Genomic DNA, 17105 nt, shown 5'->3' on the forward strand with positions numbered 1-17105 from the left:
AAATTTACAGAATTAGGCCGACCTCACACCCAAGTTGTCACTTAAAATTGAGTTACTTAGGATAACTCTGTCTTTTAAGCCTTTATGCAACAAAGCCAGGTGGAAATATCAGATATACGCCAATGCTGTGTGTAATAGTTAGAGGTAGGACTGAATTTGAATGAAATGTTTATATTCACGATAAGTGATGGTATTTGACGAGTTTTACGATTGGAAAAATGGTTTTGATTACTTTTCCCGAAAGAAAAGTAATCTTAGAAAGTCTTCCAGTGAACTTATCTAAAAGACTCGTAAGGAATCCATTTTGTTCTAAAAACTTAGAAAGGTTTAAATGGTTTCATTAATATTTTTTTGCCAAAGCACTTCTGAGCCGCCCTCAGCTCGTTGCAAGGCGCGGGATGCAACAAAAAGCCAATCCGATAAACGGTTGAGCAACTGTAATGCGGTGCTTTGAATATTTTGATCACGAGTGTGCACCGACATTAAGCTACGTTCAGCTCGGCGACATACCGCTCGCGCTTGATGTGCATAGCTACATGCTAAAGAACCCGAAGGTAAGATAAATTCTTTCAGCATGGGTAAGTCTTCATTCATACGGTCAATTTCTTGTTCAAGAAACTCAATACAAACCGGTTGGAGCAAATGATAGTTGGGAATACATACTTCACCGCCTAAATCGAACAGCCAATGTTGAATGAGGCTTAAGCTTTTGTCCCATGTGGCTTTGTTCGTGATTTGACTTGCACTAATTTGAGCACGGAGCACACCAATTGTTGAATTGAGTTCGTCCACATCACCAAGTGCGGTAATTCTTAGATCATCTTTAGTGACGCGTGATCCATCACCCAGACCTGTGGTGCCTGAGTCGCCAGTACGGGTATAAATTTTACTTAAACGGTGGCCCATAATTTGTCCTGCCTAAAGAATGAAAAAAAGGATAATGCCGGTCAAAACATTATCCATAAACTGCGCTGTTTTTAAATTTTTTTGAGTCTTTACGTTAAATTAATAACGGAAAGTGACTCCTGCGGTAGCTTGGCGACCACCGTTGATGTAGTACACGCCGTTACCGTTATAAGCAGTTTTATAATTTACATCACCAATATTCTCAATATTTGCAAAGAGTTTGATCATTGGGATAGGTTGCCAATACACATTTACATTTGTTGAGACATAGCCTGGTGTAATTGTTTGTGGAGCAGTTGCAGTATCCGCAAAATCTTTTGAATCTGATTTAGCAACTACCGAAGCAGAAACACCATATTCTCCATCATCCCACCCAGTTGTTAGAGTTAGACTTTGACGAGGGCGACGGGTTAAATCTTTTTTGGTTTCATCATCTTTTGCTTGTACATAGGCATAGGTTGTACTTAAAAATAGTTCATTTTGCTGCCATTTGAATGACGCTTCACCACCTGTAAAGGTTGCTTTCTTAATATTTTCAAGTTTCCCAGCTTTGGAACTAATCAAATTATCAACTTGATTGCGGTAAATAGATAAACCAAGATTAATATTGTAGTTTAACTTTTGATCTAAACCAATTTCATAAGAAAAACTTTCTTCTGGTTTTAAGTTTGGATTAGCGCCCCAAGGTGTTGCATATAAGTCATTGGTTGTTGGTGCACGGAATGCGGAACCAATATTCGCGTAGACGCTTGTTAGAGGTAATATTTGATAACGAATAGCCCCTTGGCCAACAGTATGAGTACCAAACTTATCATTATCTTCTAGACGAATACCAACTTGTGTATCTAAACCATTACCTTGGTATTGATGTTGGACAAAATAGCCAGTGGAGTTAACCTTTTCATCGTAAAGAACGTCGACTCCTGGATAGAATACACCTTCCCATTCATAACCTTGTCCTTTAGAAAAAACATTTCCTTTAATATCTTTGTATGTTGAACCCACTAAAATATTTTGAGCAGGTGTCATTTGCCATTTCGTATAAAGTTCAGCTTCTTGTGTAGTACTGTAAACATAGTCTGGTGAGTTATTTTGGTTCAAATCATCTTTAAACTGAGATAAGCGAGCGTGAATAGCTACATTATCAAGAATATTTACACGACCTTTTACATTAATAACTTCATTTTTGAAGTCTTGAGAAACTAAGTTGCCATAGTTGTCATAGTCGCTATAGCCTTCGTTTTCACTATAGTCGACAGACGCTGCAAATTGCTCTTTTTCAACACCGATTTTTGCGCTATAGCCTTTTTGATCAAAGCTCGCTTTTTTATTATCTTTTGCATCAGTCACTGGCGTACCATCAGTTTCTAAACGTTGCCCACGAATTTGAGCATAAAAACCATTTTCAGCAAGATCTGCACCAATGACTGATTTATAGGTTTTATTCTCGCCAATTTCACCAGTAACAAATGCTGAGTTTTTCTCTGGAGTTTTTGAGATTAACTGAATTACACCACCTATCGCATCTGCACCATATAGAACTGATGCAGGACCTTTTAATACTTCAATTTGTTTAATATCAGTCGTATCGATAAATGGTAATGATGCTGCACCAGATGTATTTGAGTTAAGACGGACACCATCTCTTAATAATAGGGTTTGATTCGTTTTAGTGCCTCGTAAGAATATTTCCGTATATTGTCCATAACCACCGCTTTGAACCATATTGATCGAAGCATCTGTTTGAAGCAAATGTGGTAATGACGCAATCGGCGATTGTTCGAGAATCTTTGGTTCAATAATAGAGATACGTGCTGGTACGTCTTTAATCTTTTCTTCAGAACGTGTTGCAGTTATAACTAGTGTTTCTAAAGAGGCATTAATGCTGTCTTTTGCAGATGCAGACACGGAGAAACCCATCGCAATCGCGATTGCGCCCACTAAAGCTGTAGGCTGACATAAATTTGACATGCTGGCTCCATACATTCACCCCCCGTGAATGATTGAGTTAAATGGCGCAACAAGCAGGTCTCCGGACTTAAATATAAATATTGCGAACAATATTGGTATATCCATCTTCCCACACGAGTGCAGTGATGTAAGTGCAAATACTTATAAAGATATACGTTTCGTTTTACCGTTGCGGGGGCAGTGTTGGACTCTCACCAACTTCCCTAAAGCATAGTGCTTAGACTTATTGCATTTGAGCGAAGTATAAGGTTTGTATGCGAATTAAACAATCTATGTAAAGATTTTTTCAGGATGAACTTTACGCAAGGTGAAAAAATTGCATTACAATGATTCGCCCTGTTAATTTATAGATCAGCTATAAATAGGGTTGAGCCAGAGTCATAACCTATGCGAACCCGTGCCAAAATTTGTGGAATTACCCGTAGCCAAGATATTCAAGCTGTGGTCAATGCTGGGGCTGATGCGATTGGTTTTGTATTTTTCCCGCCTAGTCCACGTCATGTCAGTACAGCTCAAGCTAAAGAATTGATTCGACATGTGCCTGCCTATGTGCAAACTGTTGGGCTTTTTGTGAATGCAACTGCGGATGACATTGCCGATGCGTTAAAACTAGTAGCGCTGGATATCATTCAGTTTCATGGTGATGAAACACCAAAAGACTGTCAGGCAATTGCTGCACAAGTAGGACGTCGTTGGTATAAAGCCATTCAAGTGAAACCTGAACTGGATGTGGTGGCAGAAGTTCAACGCTTTCAACAGGCAGGGGCAAGCGCAGTGCTCTTAGATGCATGGCATCCTGAACTGAAAGGGGGAACAGGACACAGTTTTGACTGGTCACAATTCCCCAAACTGGATATTCCTTTAATTTTAGCTGGCGGCTTAACCCCAACTAATGTTGAAGACGCTATAAAGACGACTGGGGCTTATGCTGTAGATGTCAGCGGAGGCGTCGAATCCGCTAAAGGTATAAAAGACCAACAACTTATAGAAAACTTCATGCAAGGAGTCCATCGTGGATCAGCAAAGTAATGTGATTGACTATACCCAATACCCAGATGCAAAAGGGCATTTCGGTATCCATGGCGGACGTTTTGTGTCAGAAACTCTAATGGCTGCATTAGAAGACTTAGAAAAGCTCTATTTCCGTATGAAAGATGATGAGCAATTTCTGGCAGAATTCGACCGTGACCTCGCCTACTATGTAGGTCGTCCTAGTCCTTTATATTATGCTGAGCGATGGTCGAAAGAGTTGGGTGGGGCGCAAATTTACTTAAAACGTGAAGATTTGAACCATACTGGCTCACATAAAGTGAATAACACCATTGGTCAGGCACTATTGGCAAAACTGTCTGGTAAAAAACGTATTATTGCCGAAACAGGTGCTGGTCAGCATGGTGTAGCAACGGCCACGATTGCCGCACGTTTAGGTCTTGAATGTGTTGTGTTTATGGGTGCAGATGACGTAAAACGTCAAGCTATGAACGTTTATCGTATGCGTTTACTCGGTGCGACCGTTGTTCCTGTGGAAAGTGGCTCTAAAACATTGAAAGATGCCATGAACGAAGCTATGCGTGATTGGGTGACCAATGTTGACTCTACATATTACGTGATTGGTACAGTCGCTGGCCCGCACCCATATCCACAGTTAGTTCGTGACTTCCAATCCATTATTGGTCGTGAAGCTCGCAAACAAATTCAAGAGCAAGCAGGGCGTTTACCTGATGCCTTGGTGGCATGTGTAGGCGGTGGTTCCAATGCAATGGGCTTGTTCTATCCGTTCTTAAATGACCAAGATGTGAAAATGTATGGTGTTGAAGCCGCAGGTTATGGCATTGAAACGGGTAAACATTCTGCACCATTGAATGCAGGACACGTAGGCGTATTACACGGCAACCGTACTTATTTAATGTCGGATGCACAAGGTCAGATCATTGAAACGCATTCGATTTCTGCAGGTTTGGATTATCCAGGTGTAGGCCCTGAGCATAGTTTCTTAAAGGATATGCATCGTGTTGAATATGTTCCGATCAATGACAATGAAGCTTTACAAGGTTTCCGTGATTTGACCCATATTGAAGGGATTATTCCAGCATTAGAAAGTTCTCATGCCATGGCCTATGTCACTAAACTTGCACCGACGATGTCTAAGGATCAAATTATTATTGCGACGGTTTCTGGTCGTGGTGATAAGGACTTAATGACCGTGGCGCGTATTGATGGCGTGGAAATGGTTGAGATGTAATTACTTCCTTGAAGCTTTCCCATTTGGGGGAGGTTTTACGACTAGATTTAAAGAATCGTGTTGGGTGAAAGCTCAGCACGATTTTTATTTACTTTAATGAAAATCGCTTAGCTCACTTAAAAGAGGGAAAATTTATAAATGTACGCCCTCATTTTAAGTGATGAATTGTTATGGGTTCGCGTAGGAAATATCTTACTTTGCATAGCATTATCATGTAATTAAACAATCAATTATTATTTGCATCATGGCGGAGTCTTACCGTTTATTTATGTCATTGTAGGAGTTCGTCACGTTACTTTTAAAAAAGTAACCAAAATATGATTCATCAGCAAAACTCGTCGAATATCATCATGTGATTTATACCTCGCAGAAACATGATTTATTTAATTTTAGCCTGACTCGAACAGTTGCTGATGAGTTTGGCGTGTATCATTTAGTTGAATACTTTTGCAGAAAAAGTACGTTTTCTGCCTCGTAAATGATGAATCATTTTGTGATGTAAGAGAAACTATTGAATAGAGGAAAGAAAATGCCCAACCTATTTATGGTTATGCTAGGTGGTCGTCATGTACGTGCCAATACCGAAGTCCATGATGTTGTATTTACTGTGGGTGACAGCCTAAAAGATACGTATACACAATTAAAAAATGCATGGTTTGGTGAACAAAAAGGCTTACATATTGATGCTTGGATGCAAGTGAATGGTGTTGAAAGTGAAGGGAAAAAATACCAAATAAAGTTTAGTGATGCTCAGCCTCAAGTCACAGATGAAAAATTGTGGCTCATAAATTTAGGTGGCTATGACACACGTGAATTTGGGGAGTTGCATCGTTATGTACTCGTTGTTGCTCCACATGCAGCGGAAGCCAAACAACTTGGCAAACTACATTTTGATCAAAAGTGGAAAAAGCAACATACAGATCGTGTTTTAGACGTCGATGACTGTATTGCGATTGATTGCATACATGGACGTTATGTGCTGTTGGTTGAAACTGAGTTTGCACAGAATATATGGGAAAATACGTATTTAATGTTGAATTAAGCTGAGTGCGTATTCAGTGCTAGGATGAAAACATAAAGACATCAAAATGTTAATCTGATTTCTTTTCATAAGAAGCTGATGAAAAAATAAACTAAATGCTGTTCAGTGCCAAAATTATAGGCATAATAAGCATACGGATATTAATTAACTTTTGCTTAAGGATAGAGCATCAATGGATTTGATACAGTCCAATGGACAACCCCATTATGGTCGGTTTAGTGAACTTCCAAAAACCATTGATTTAGATAAATATCAGTATAAAACTCCGTATGGTGAAGTGCTTACGGGATGGCGTAAAAAGCTGAAATATAAGAAATTTAAGTTTTGTAGCATTCAACATGAGCATTGCACCATTGGCTTAGCGATTGCTGATATTGCTTGGGCTGGGCATGGTTTCGTTTATATTTACGATCATCTTAAAAATGAAGTGCTTGAATGGAATGCGGTGAATTTTTTAGCACGTAAAACCGTATTGGATGAACAGCCTTTATATAACCAAAGTGTTTTTGCAAATTCACCGTTTCAAATTGAAATTCAGCATGCCAATGGTGTGCGCTATGTTCAAGTCACCAAGTATGGTGAAATTAAGCTGAGTGCCCGAATTTTCTGCGCAGGTACTGATCCATTGAGTATGTGTAGCCCAACAGGAATCAATGGTTGGACCTATACACAAAAACTCACAACTTTGGCTTGTGAAGGATTTTTTACCAATAAAGCAGGTCAGATAATCCAATTCAATGATCGGACATTGGCTTCTTTAGACGATACCTGTGGTTTCCTCCGACCGGAAACGGCATGGTTTTGGCTTTCGTGTAGTTTTTGGGATGCACAGGGTAAGCGTATTGGTCTGAACTTAGCCTCTGGTGTGAATGAAAGTTTTGGCAATGAAAACTGTCTGTGGATAAATGGAAAATTATACACAGTGAGTGATGTTTTGTTTCAGATGGAAGAAGAAGGTCGCTGGACGATTCGTTCGTTAGATGAGCGTTTGCATTTAACCGTGACTACGGGTTGGCGTCGTTTTGAAAACCTCAATTTACGTCTGGTCGGCAGCCAGTTTAGTCAGTGGCAAGCCAAGATTAGCGGTACGATTCAGCAGGGTGATCAAGAGGTTGTATTGTTGAATGAATATGGACTGCTCGAACAGCACTATGCAAAGTGGTAAAAGACCGGTGATAAAAAAACCGGCATCATGCCGGTTTTTCTTTTGCCTTTATTTATTAAAGCGACTAATTTGCTCTAATGCTGCTTGAACATGAGCATAGTTTGGCTCTTGATCTGACATTGGCTGATTCTTTTTGTCTAAGATTTCGAACTGCCCAACAGCCCCTACTTCTAAGATGTTTTTAGGGGTAACAATGCCATATTTACTATAGCTTGAGGTTAAAATCCAATCACGTTGAATTTGTGGTCCCAACAAATCTTCACCCACTGAATAGTCGTGAATTTTTGTGGTCACACCCAAATAGTTCTTCATGAGGGTTGGAACAATATCTTGATGGCTGGTTAAAACTTGGTTATTCCATAGTTTATCAGCTTGAATCTTCGGACCAATGATTGCAAAAGGAACTTTGACTTGAGGGTCGGTAAAGTTACCATTATGTCCCCAGAAGTTTTGAAGATTATCATTCACCTCTTGTCCGTGGTCGCCAGTAATGATGACCAATGTGTTTTCTGCATCACCCGTTTCTTTTAGTTTATCTAAAACCTGTTTCACAATGCTGTCGACGTAGTGCACACTAGTTTTATAACGATTCATCATTAATGAACGATCAGAATCATTACTTAACTTGAGATAATTAACCTCATCCAGCATAGGTTTGTACTGGTGTGGATAGTCTTTAGGGAAGCTGTATCCGTGTGGGGAGTCGTAAAATAAAAATGAAAAGGTCGGTTTGTTTCGATCTCTTTTTTCATACCACTTTAACCAATCCTGCGTTAATTCTTCATCTATCCCCCCCGCCACTTTGCCAGAAGAACCAATACGTAAATTTGGCACTTTTGAAAACGCGGTTTCGTGGAATTCAGGGTTGGTTAATTTGGCGGCAGCAAATAAACCGAGTTGATAATTCAGTGCTTGCAAACGGTCAATAAATACTGGACTTTGGCGGTTCACAATCATGCCATGCCAGTAAGTACCAGGAATACCATAAAACATGCCGAAAATACCTGTGCGTGTGGCATTTCCTGTTGAATAGTGTTGATTAAAAATCTTTCCGTTCTGCGCATAACTCCACAAGTTTGGTGAGTTGTCTGCATTAAATGTGTCTGCACGCCAAGAATCAATCACGATAAACATAATATTGGTGGGTTGCTTTGGAGCTTCTCCAACAATCGGCGTCAGCGGATAATTCAGGTCACTTTTACGTTCTAAAGACATAGCCTTTTGTTTTTCTAAGGCTTCTTCATCAATCCAGCCGTACTTTTTCATGGTTTTATTCGAGGTCATCGGATAAAACATCGGTAAATAGCGTTGTGTCATTGTTACAGGTTGATACACATGTGCTGCAGCCCAAACGTGAATACCATTACTTAAAAGTAAAGCGACAAACACTAAGCCTGTAAACTTTTTACCAATGCTCCATGAAAAAGTGGGTAATTTTTTCTCTAAGAATCGGATCAAGTAAAATTGTGCTGCAAAAATACAGGCAATCGCAGCAATGACCATCAGCCATGTTGAGATTGAGAAACTCACAACTTGACCTGACATCACCAGTTCCAGCATGACGGTATTGATATGGAAACGGTACTGTGCATAAACAAAGGTATCTATGATCAGTGCAATCAGTGCCAAGCTAGCAATACTTGCTTGCGTAATATGACGTAGCGTATTGGGTAGAAATAAGCTCGGAATCAAGATCAAGCCAATCAATGAAGCAAGCACAGTCATGTGCGAGAATGTTCCAGTAAATAAGAAACTGAATCCCAATAAATCTGTTGGAAACTCAGATAAATACAGGAAATATCTGCAAGCAATGAGCATCGAGATCACTGCATTGACCATGATCAGATAACCAAGAACGCGGAGTTTGAATTTAAACGACATTTTTAACTTCGGATGTAATCGGACATACAAATTCAACTTCATGTGCCCATGTTTTAAGATGGGCGTATGATACCTAAACTCATCCAAAGTGTATATTTGTTGCGCTTACTGAATTATTTCCCAGCTTGCCAAAAAGCTTCGCCCGCTAAAATTGGATCATTCGTTTTTGCTAGGGTGTCGATCCAAACATCATACTGTGCAATCACAGGATGTTGATTGGGGTGAAAGTCTTTCTTAAACCAATCGAAATATTGCCCACGCATCCGAGACAGTATTCCTTTTTGTCCAAATAACCATGACAGCCCTTTACGCATCATTTGCAAACGTTGCAGGCGGCTAAAACCATCATGTTTGAGCATGACATCTGCGCGGTAGGTGGTGAAACCAAACATCATCACCGTGGTAAAGGCCAATGCAAATAGACGCGTCGCTTCAGGCACATGTCCGACTTGTTTCATCACATCAAACGCCACATCACGATGTTCCATTTCTTCAATGGCATGCCATGCAAATAAAGCACGTACATAGGGATGGGCTTCTGCTAAGGTTGTTTTTTGGCTATAAAACGTTTCTGCCATGAGTGCAGTTAAATGTTCTGCTGCAGCCGTCATGGCAATGTTGTACTGCGGAGAGCGTTTACTCAGTTCAAATTTAAAGATTTTATTTAAACGTTGAATAAATTTGTCAACGGGCATGCCTTGTTCTCGCATGACCTGATTCATTTTGTCATGGGCAATGCCATGCTGTGCTTCCTGCTTAATAAAATCGCTGACACGAGCCGCTAAGCTTGGGTCTGTAATCTGGTCCCGAAATAAACGCACGCTTTGAATAAAATAGCGTTCTCCATCGGGGAAAGTGAGGCTGAGAGCATCAAACATGCGCGTTCGAAATGGGTCGCCGCCAAACCAAAAACGTGGCACTTCATCGAGCTTAAAATTGAGTTGGGTTCGCACAATCGGTTCAATAGGGGCTGTAACAATGGCATTCATTTTGTTTTACTTCATTTGCCTTGGATGATTGCAGTATGTCGGAGAAAATGCAGTTTGTTTTGACAGATATTGCCATTTTTTATACATTTTACGCCAATGTGAAAATATCGCATGTCAAATAGCGGGTGGGCCGTCATGCAAGAATTACAAATCCCCCATGGTTATTTTCAGCTCTGGAATATGTATCTCATAGAGCAAGGAATTGATTTTCATCAACTCGGTTTTTTAGCGCAATATCAGTATGAACTGGAGGATGTATTACAACTGCCAATCGATACCCAATCTCCATTTTCATTCTTTCAAACGATTTTACAACTGACGCGAGAACAGTTGGATTGTCCGCAGTTGATTATGGAGATGGCAAAATTTATTCAACCTGAACATTTTGGTGTTTTGGGCTATATGGCCACACGCAGTAATAGTGTGGCTGAAGCACTGAGTTATGTGATGCGTTTTAATCGTTTGGTGATTGATGGTGCAGAAGTTAGTCCCATGCAGATGCAGCAAAGGGGCAATGAAGTTTGGCTGACTTGGCCTTTTCTCAATGAGAAATATGCTTCACTGAATGAAATGACTATGGCATCTATTGTGCATTTGGCCAAGAAAATTTTTCCCGATCAATTACAGTTCTTAAAAATCCAAATGGCGCATTCAGCCCAGATGGCACAGTATCATTATCAAAAATTTTATGGCTGTGAAGTGAGCTTTAATCAAGCCTGCTATGCCTATGTGATGAGTGCGGACAGTTTGACTTTAAAATCGGGCTTTGCTGATCCTGCTTTAACGCAGCTTTTACTGAAACAAGCAGAGGTTGCCATTGCACTCAAACCTCGTTATGAAAGCGTATTACAACAGATTCATAGCGCCGTGGCGGATTATCTTAAAGCACATGCGGAAGCCCCTAAAATCGAACAGATTTCTAATGAGTTACACCTATCAACGCGAACCTTACAACGCCAGTTGCAAGACTGGGATAGTTCATTTAAGCGAGTACTTGAGTCAGAGCGCATGAAGCGCTGTGAATATTTATTACAACAAGGTTTGAGTTTGACTGAAATCGCCTTACAACTCGGCTATTCAGGACAGTCTGCTTTAGCACGTGCCTATAAACAGCACAGTGGACAGACCTTATTACAGTTGAAACGACAACTCAAATAACAGCAAGCATAAAAAAAGCGCCTTCAGGGAGACGCTGAAATGATCAGACTGATTTCAGTCGTGGAAAACGAAACGCAATCGCAAGGATGGCAAAAATCGCCAGTATCCAACAGTAGTAAATGCTGCCGATGAGTTCGACAGGAGAAAGCTTTGCAATCGAGCAGGCCAATAAAAGTTGTGCGCCATAGGGAATCAGTCCTTGTACCACACATGAAAAGATATCGAGCAAAGCGGCTGCACGTTTGGGGTCTACGCCATATTCTTTAGCGACTTCGCGCGCCATATCGCCCGATAAAATAATCGCTACAGTGTTGTTGGCCACAAAAATGTTGGAGAACACCACCAAAAAGCTCAATCCGATTTCCCCTGCGCGCTCACGACCAACTTTAAATAAACGGGTGAGGCTGTAAATGCGTTGAATAAGCCAGTCGAGTCCACCTTCTTTTTGCATAATGGTCGAAAGACCACCCAAGAACATCGATAGTAAAGCGACTTCAAACATACCGACAAAACCATCATAGATGGCTGTGTTGAGTTGAATGACCGTAAATTCTGGCTTTGCAATCAGTCCCATCACCCCAGAGAGCACCACACCGACTGTAAGTACCGCAAGCACGTGTAAACGACTGAAGGCGAGGACAAATACCACCACATAGGGCAACACTAGCCAAGGGTTAAAGTCTTTGGATTGAATGGTTTCGGTTTGATGGATACTAAAGACATAAATCGCGATCGTGACTAAAGCTGCAGGTACTGCAATCCAGACATTGACGCGAAACTTGTCTCGAAGCTGAACGTTTTGACTGGTGGTGGCTGCAATGGTGGTATCCGAGATCATCGACAGGTTATCACCAAACATCGCACCGCCGACGACCGCACCTATGGTATAGACTGCGGCAATATCAGTGGCTTGAGAGAAACCAAAGGCAATGGGCGCGCAGGCTGCAATGGTGCCCATCGAGGTGCCCATTGCTGTTGCAATGAACGCTGAAATAATAAATAGCATCGGTAACACAAAGGCTGGTGGAATCGCAGACAAGCCCATTTGCACTGTAGCATCTACACTACCAATGGCGCTGGTGGTACTGGCAAATGCGCCTGCCAGCATGAACACCATGAACATCAAGATGAGGTTCGGGTGACTAGCACCACGCAGAAAAGTTTCGATGCCTTGATTCAGCTCACCGCGATAAATCAATACTGCCAAAATAATGGCAGGAATGGCTGCAACAGGCGCTTTCATTTGATAGAACGCAAACTCGGTTCCAATCATAGAATGGTAAATACCACTGCCTAAGAAAATGGCTAAAAAAACAATAAGCGGTAACAGCGCAAGCGCACGTGCTTGCACTAAACCTGAGTTATCGGTGGTCATAGGAGATAGGGAAATGAAAGAATGTGCGTAGTATAATGCAGGTTTTGCTATTTCATAAAACTTTAAATGTAAAAGCTAAGCCGCCTATTTTTATCATTTTTTTGCAAATAAAAATAAGTTTATCTAAAACTTAGACATTTTGGTATTTCCTAAAATTAGGCATCTTTGATCATTGAGAAAAAAACCGAAATATCAGTAAATGGTGCTTTACGGTTGTTCTGAAAATATTTGACGAAAAATGAATTGGAACGCGAACGCGATGTGCTCTATTCAATGAGTAAAAAATAGCGTTACAATGCAGCGTCTTGTATTTTTACAAAGCCAACTCCTCAGTAGTTTTAATTTTAAACAAGTTAAGGAAAGCACAACCCTATGTCACGTTTAGCCACTCGTTTTGGACAGCTTAAATCTCAACAGCGTAAAGCTTTGGTTTCTTATGTTATGGCTGGTGACCCTCATCCACAGGTAACAGTTCCTTTGTTACATCAGATGGTCGAGGCGGGTGTAGATGTGATTGAACTCGGTCTTCCATTTTCAGACCCTATGGCAGATGGTCCTGTGATTGCCCTTGCAGCAGAACGCGCATTGGCAGGTGGCACCAATACCTTAGATGCTTTGAATATGGTCAAAGAGTTCCGTCAAAAGGATCAAGAGACCCCAGTGGTATTGATGGGTTATCTGAATCCAGTTGAAGTCATTGGTTATGAAAAGTTTGTATCGACTGCGCATGCATGTGGTGTCGATGGCATTCTTCTAGTGGACTTACCACCAGAAGAAGCAGCAGAGCTTGATGTTGTATTGAAGCAATTTGATATGGATCAAATCTTTTTACTAGCGCCAACGTCAACAGACGAACGCATTAAACATGTGGTGAAACAGGCGAGTGGTTTCATCTATTACGTGTCTTTAAAAGGGGTCACAGGTGCAGCAACTTTAGACGTTGCTGAAGCTGCAAACCGAATTGCGAAAATTAAAGCAGAAACAGATATTCCTGTCGGTGTTGGTTTTGGGATCAGTGATGCGACATCTGCCAAAGCAATGGGCGGAGTGGCTGATGCTGTGATTGTTGGTAGTGCTTTTGTTAAGCAATTTGCAAGCTTAGCACCAGAACAAGCCGTGGTTGAAACGGTTAATAAAGTCAAGGAGCTTCGAGCAGCGCTCGATGAGTTAGTATGAGTCAAGATGTTAAATCAGGGAAAATCCTAAGCCCATCGACGCCATGGACTGAACGTGGTGTACCCGGTATTCAAGTACCTGATGAGCAAACCTCACTCAAGGCGACGTTTACAGAACCAACGATTGAATGCCCTGAGTGCCATGCACTTGTTACACGTACTGCAATGTCATTTAACGCGTATGTTTGCCCTCAGTGTGATGAACATTTGCGTATGAAAGCCCGTGATCGTTTGAATTGGTTCTTTGACCAAGTGCAAACAGAGTTGGGACAAGAATTTAAAGCCAAAGATCCGTTGAAATTTGTCGACTCAAAGCCATATCCAGCGCGTATGACTGAAGCACAGACCAAAACAGGTGAAACTGAAGCCTTGGTGGTGATGCAAGGTTTACTCAAAGGTATTCCTTTGATTGCCTGTGCCTTTGAATTCGACTTCATGGGGGGGTCAATGGGTACGGTTGTTGGTGACCGTTTTGTGCAAGCGGCTGAAAAAGCCATTGCGGACAAACAACCTCTGATTTGCTTTGCTGCTTCAGGCGGTGCGCGTATGCAAGAAGGTATGTTGTCTTTGATGCAAATGGCGCGTACTTCAGCGGCCATTCAAAAAATGAAAGATGCGGGTCTGCCATATTTGGTGGTGTTGACGCATCCTGTTTACGGTGGTGTAACGGCATCTTTAGCGATGCTCGGTGATGTACATATTGCAGAGCCGAAAGCGATGATTGGTTTTGCTGGTAAACGTGTCATTGAACAAACTGTGCGTGAAAAGCTAGAAGAACCGTTCCAGCGTGCGGAATACTTGCTTGATCATGGTGTAATCGATCAAATTGTTCACCGTCACGCATTACGTGATACAGTTTATCGTATTGTCGCGAAACTGATGAATTTGTCTTGAACACAGCACCACTTGCAACAGACTCTTTAGAAACATGGCTCGATTATTGGGGCCATGTTCACGTTACGGGGATTGATTTAGGATTGGAACGGGTCATTCCTGTAGCTGAAAAGCTCGGTGTAACGCGTCCCGATGCCAAAGTTTTAACTGTAGCGGGAACCAATGGAAAAGGTTCGACCACCACCACACTGGCTGCCATTTTAAATGCGCAAGGCTATAAGGTGGGATTGTATCAGTCACCACATATTTACCGTTTTAATGAGCGGGTTAAATTGCGTGGTGTAGAGGTCGATAACCAACGTTTGGTCGATGCTTTTGTACAAGTGGATCAAGCGCGCCGTGATTGTGATTTAAGCCTCTCGTTCTTTGAGGCGACCACACTCGCGGCTTTTGTCATTTTTAAAGACCAAGCATGTGATGTTTGGGTGCTTGAAGTAGGTCTAGGTGGTCGTTTAGATGTGGTCAATGTGATTGAACCCGATGTTGCGGTGATCACCAATATTGGTTTAGACCATACTGACTGGCTGGGCGATACTATTGAAAAGATTGCCTTTGAAAAGGCAGGTATCATCCGTCCTAATATTCCTGTGGTGTTTGGTGGCTTACAACAAATCCCTCAAGCGATTATCGATAAAGTGGATGCTTGTGCTGCAAAACTTTATGCAGTGAATCGTGACTATTTTTATCAACGCAGTGAGCATGGTCAGTCGTGGATGTTTGCATCTAGCGGCACCACTTTAAATTTACCTCTCGGCACATTGGCGGTTGAAAATATTTCAACAACTGTTGCTGCTGTTTTATTGAGTGGTTTAACGGTCACTCAAGCGGCTATTTCTGAAGGAATTCAAAACGCAAAATTGCAAGGTCGTTTTGAAATTCGCCAAATACAGAACAAAACCGTAATTTTTGATGCAGGGCATAACCCGCACGGTGTTGCTTTTTTATTAAATCAATTGCGAAATTTCCTAAAATACAATAAACAGTACACTGAAGTAGTCAGTGTTTTCTCAATGTTGGCAGATAAAGATGTGAAATCTGTCACAGAGTTATTGAAAGACACCATACAAATGTGGAAAATTGCGACATTAACTGTTCCGCGTGCAGCTCCAATTGAACAATTGGATCAAGCGCTGCAAGGGCAACATGTGCAGCACTTTGACAGTGTGAAATTGGCTTTTAAATCAGCGCTCGACGAAACAAAGAATAATCAGCTGATTTTGGTATGTGGTTCATTTCATACCTTAGAAGCGGTATGGGAGTATTTGGAAGAATGTCAATGAATAGCAAACAACGTTGGATGGGTGGCGTTGTTTTATTAGGTGGTGGTGTCCTTTTGGCGGCATTACTGCTTAAAGGCAAAGAAGAAATACATCAAAATAATATTAAAACACCAGAGCTAGTCACACAAAATGTGCAACGCAATGCCGAAGGTGAGTTGGTTCAACTTCAGCCGTTAACGGTTGATGTCGAAACAGAAAAGCGTTTACTGGAACAACAACGTGTAGCACGTGAAAAATCGGTTGCTGAACAAGAAGCTCGTGCGGCCGAATTTTTAGCAATGCAACAGCAAGCCGAAGCAGATGCTGCGCGTAAAGCAGCGGAGGAATATGCCGCGTTGAATGCGCACCGTAATGCTGCACAGCAAAGCTCGGACAACATTCCACCAGAATTGGTTGAAGATGAAAAAGCCAAGCAACAGCGAATTGTTGCGGATAAAGCCGCTGAAGTAAATAAGTTGGAACAGCAAAAGCTGCAAGCGCGTACTGAAGCTGAAAAAGCAGCGGCTGCAAAAAAACTGGCTGAGCAAAAAGCCTTAGCAGAAAAGCAAGCACTTGAAGATAAAGCTAAGCGAGAAGCCGAGGCTAAACGTAAAGCAGAAGACGAGCGTAAGGCTGAAGCGAAAAAAGAAGCTGAACGTAAAGCAGATGCTGAGAAAAAAGCGGAAGACAAACGTAAGGCAGATGAAAAGCGTAAAGCTGATGAAGCTAAGAAAAAGGCGGAAGCAGATAAAGCACGTGATTTGCTTGAACATGGCGATAAGCAATGGATGGTACAGGTGGCATTGGCTGCAAATGAAGCCAATGCAGATGCATTGGCTGCCAAGCTTCGTGCCAAGGGTTATAAGGTCACTAAAAGTCCAACCTCTAAAGGCGTGCGGATTATGGTGGGACCATCTAAAGACCGTGATACTGCCGATGCAGCTCGCAAGAAGATTACCTCAGATGCAAGCCTTGGTATGAAGTCGGCATGGGTAATTGACTGGGTACCACTCGATAAACGTTAAGATCGGGTTTAACCCAATTGCCT

General features: G+C 41.6%; 14 protein-coding genes and 1 riboswitch. Of the genes, 9 read left to right on the plus strand and 5 right to left on the minus strand.

Going from position 1 to position 17105, the window contains the following annotated elements; all coding sequences use genetic code 11:
• Positions 1-327 precede the first annotated feature (327 nt).
• Positions 328-906, minus strand: a complete 579-nt coding sequence (locus ACG9ZB_RS14495) for a cob(I)yrinic acid a,c-diamide adenosyltransferase (protein WP_419326469.1) — start codon at positions 904-906, stop codon at positions 328-330.
• Between the two features lie 99 nt (positions 907-1005).
• A complete protein-coding gene (locus ACG9ZB_RS14500) occupies positions 1006-2877 on the minus strand; it encodes a TonB-dependent receptor plug domain-containing protein (RefSeq protein WP_419326470.1) in 1872 nt (623 codons plus the stop codon).
• Positions 2878-2911: 34 nt separating this feature from the next.
• Positions 2912-3119, minus strand: a riboswitch (cobalamin riboswitch).
• A 145-nt stretch (positions 3120-3264) separates the two neighbouring features.
• Here ACG9ZB_RS14500 and ACG9ZB_RS14505 point away from each other — a divergent pair.
• The 4 genes from ACG9ZB_RS14505 (at position 3265) to ACG9ZB_RS14520 (ending at position 7326) form a co-directional block, all read left to right on the plus strand.
• Entirely contained in the window at positions 3265-3906 is a 642-nt protein-coding gene (locus ACG9ZB_RS14505; protein WP_419326472.1) for a phosphoribosylanthranilate isomerase, read from the plus strand.
• The gene (gene trpB / locus ACG9ZB_RS14510; protein ID WP_419326473.1) at positions 3890-5119 is read left to right on the plus strand and encodes a tryptophan synthase subunit beta; all 1230 of its coding nucleotides are present in this window, start codon (positions 3890-3892) and stop codon (positions 5117-5119) included. The genes ACG9ZB_RS14505 and trpB overlap by 17 nt, the downstream gene beginning before the upstream one ends.
• 529 nt (positions 5120-5648) lie before the next feature.
• The gene (locus ACG9ZB_RS14515) at positions 5649-6161 is read left to right on the plus strand and encodes a DUF1543 domain-containing protein (RefSeq protein WP_419326474.1); all 513 of its coding nucleotides are present in this window, start codon (positions 5649-5651) and stop codon (positions 6159-6161) included.
• Positions 6162-6333: 172 nt separating this feature from the next.
• Positions 6334-7326: a DUF2804 domain-containing protein gene (locus ACG9ZB_RS14520; protein ID WP_419326475.1), complete on the plus strand. Its 993-nt coding sequence runs from the start codon at positions 6334-6336 to the stop codon at positions 7324-7326.
• Positions 7327-7374: 48 nt separating this feature from the next.
• Here the strand turns inward: ACG9ZB_RS14520 and ACG9ZB_RS14525 are convergent, their stop codons facing one another.
• Positions 7375-9207 carry a DUF3413 domain-containing protein gene (locus tag ACG9ZB_RS14525; protein WP_419326476.1) on the minus strand — a complete coding sequence of 611 codons (1833 nt, stop codon included), beginning with the start codon at positions 9205-9207 and terminating at the stop codon, positions 7375-7377.
• A 113-nt stretch (positions 9208-9320) separates the two neighbouring features.
• Complete coding sequence (locus ACG9ZB_RS14530) at positions 9321-10196, minus strand: metal-dependent hydrolase (protein WP_419326478.1); 876 nt, start codon at positions 10194-10196, stop codon at positions 9321-9323.
• A 135-nt stretch (positions 10197-10331) separates the two neighbouring features.
• Between ACG9ZB_RS14530 and ACG9ZB_RS14535 the strand changes: the two genes are divergently transcribed.
• Entirely contained in the window at positions 10332-11354 is a 1023-nt protein-coding gene (locus ACG9ZB_RS14535) for an AraC family transcriptional regulator ligand-binding domain-containing protein (RefSeq protein WP_419326480.1), read from the plus strand.
• Between the two features lie 43 nt (positions 11355-11397).
• Here ACG9ZB_RS14535 and ACG9ZB_RS14540 read toward each other — a convergent pair whose 3' ends face one another.
• Positions 11398-12729 carry a Na+/H+ antiporter NhaC family protein gene (locus tag ACG9ZB_RS14540; RefSeq protein WP_419326482.1) on the minus strand — a complete coding sequence of 444 codons (1332 nt, stop codon included), beginning with the start codon at positions 12727-12729 and terminating at the stop codon, positions 11398-11400.
• 372 nt (positions 12730-13101) lie between these two features.
• Between ACG9ZB_RS14540 and trpA the strand changes: the two genes are divergently transcribed.
• From trpA to ACG9ZB_RS14560, 4 genes are read left to right on the plus strand one after another with little or no spacing between them, the layout of a single operon-like run.
• Positions 13102-13905: a tryptophan synthase subunit alpha gene (trpA, locus tag ACG9ZB_RS14545; protein ID WP_004983629.1), complete on the plus strand. Its 804-nt coding sequence runs from the start codon at positions 13102-13104 to the stop codon at positions 13903-13905.
• Positions 13902-14798 (plus strand): acetyl-CoA carboxylase, carboxyltransferase subunit beta, encoded by an 897-nt coding sequence (accD, locus tag ACG9ZB_RS14550; RefSeq protein ID WP_058870258.1) that lies wholly within the window; start codon positions 13902-13904, stop codon positions 14796-14798. Before trpA ends, accD begins: the two co-directional genes overlap by 4 nt.
• Positions 14795-16078, plus strand: coding sequence for a bifunctional tetrahydrofolate synthase/dihydrofolate synthase (gene folC, locus ACG9ZB_RS14555; RefSeq protein ID WP_419326484.1), 1284 nt, complete (start codon positions 14795-14797; stop codon positions 16076-16078). The genes accD and folC overlap by 4 nt, the downstream gene beginning before the upstream one ends.
• A complete protein-coding gene (locus ACG9ZB_RS14560; protein ID WP_419326485.1) occupies positions 16069-17082 on the plus strand; it encodes an SPOR domain-containing protein in 1014 nt (337 codons plus the stop codon). The genes folC and ACG9ZB_RS14560 overlap by 10 nt, the downstream gene beginning before the upstream one ends.
• The last annotated feature ends 23 nt before the right edge of the window (positions 17083-17105 follow it).

It is taken from the genome of Acinetobacter johnsonii, assembly GCF_048551975.1.
GTDB classification, from domain to species: Bacteria; Pseudomonadota; Gammaproteobacteria; order Pseudomonadales; family Moraxellaceae; genus Acinetobacter; species Acinetobacter johnsonii_A.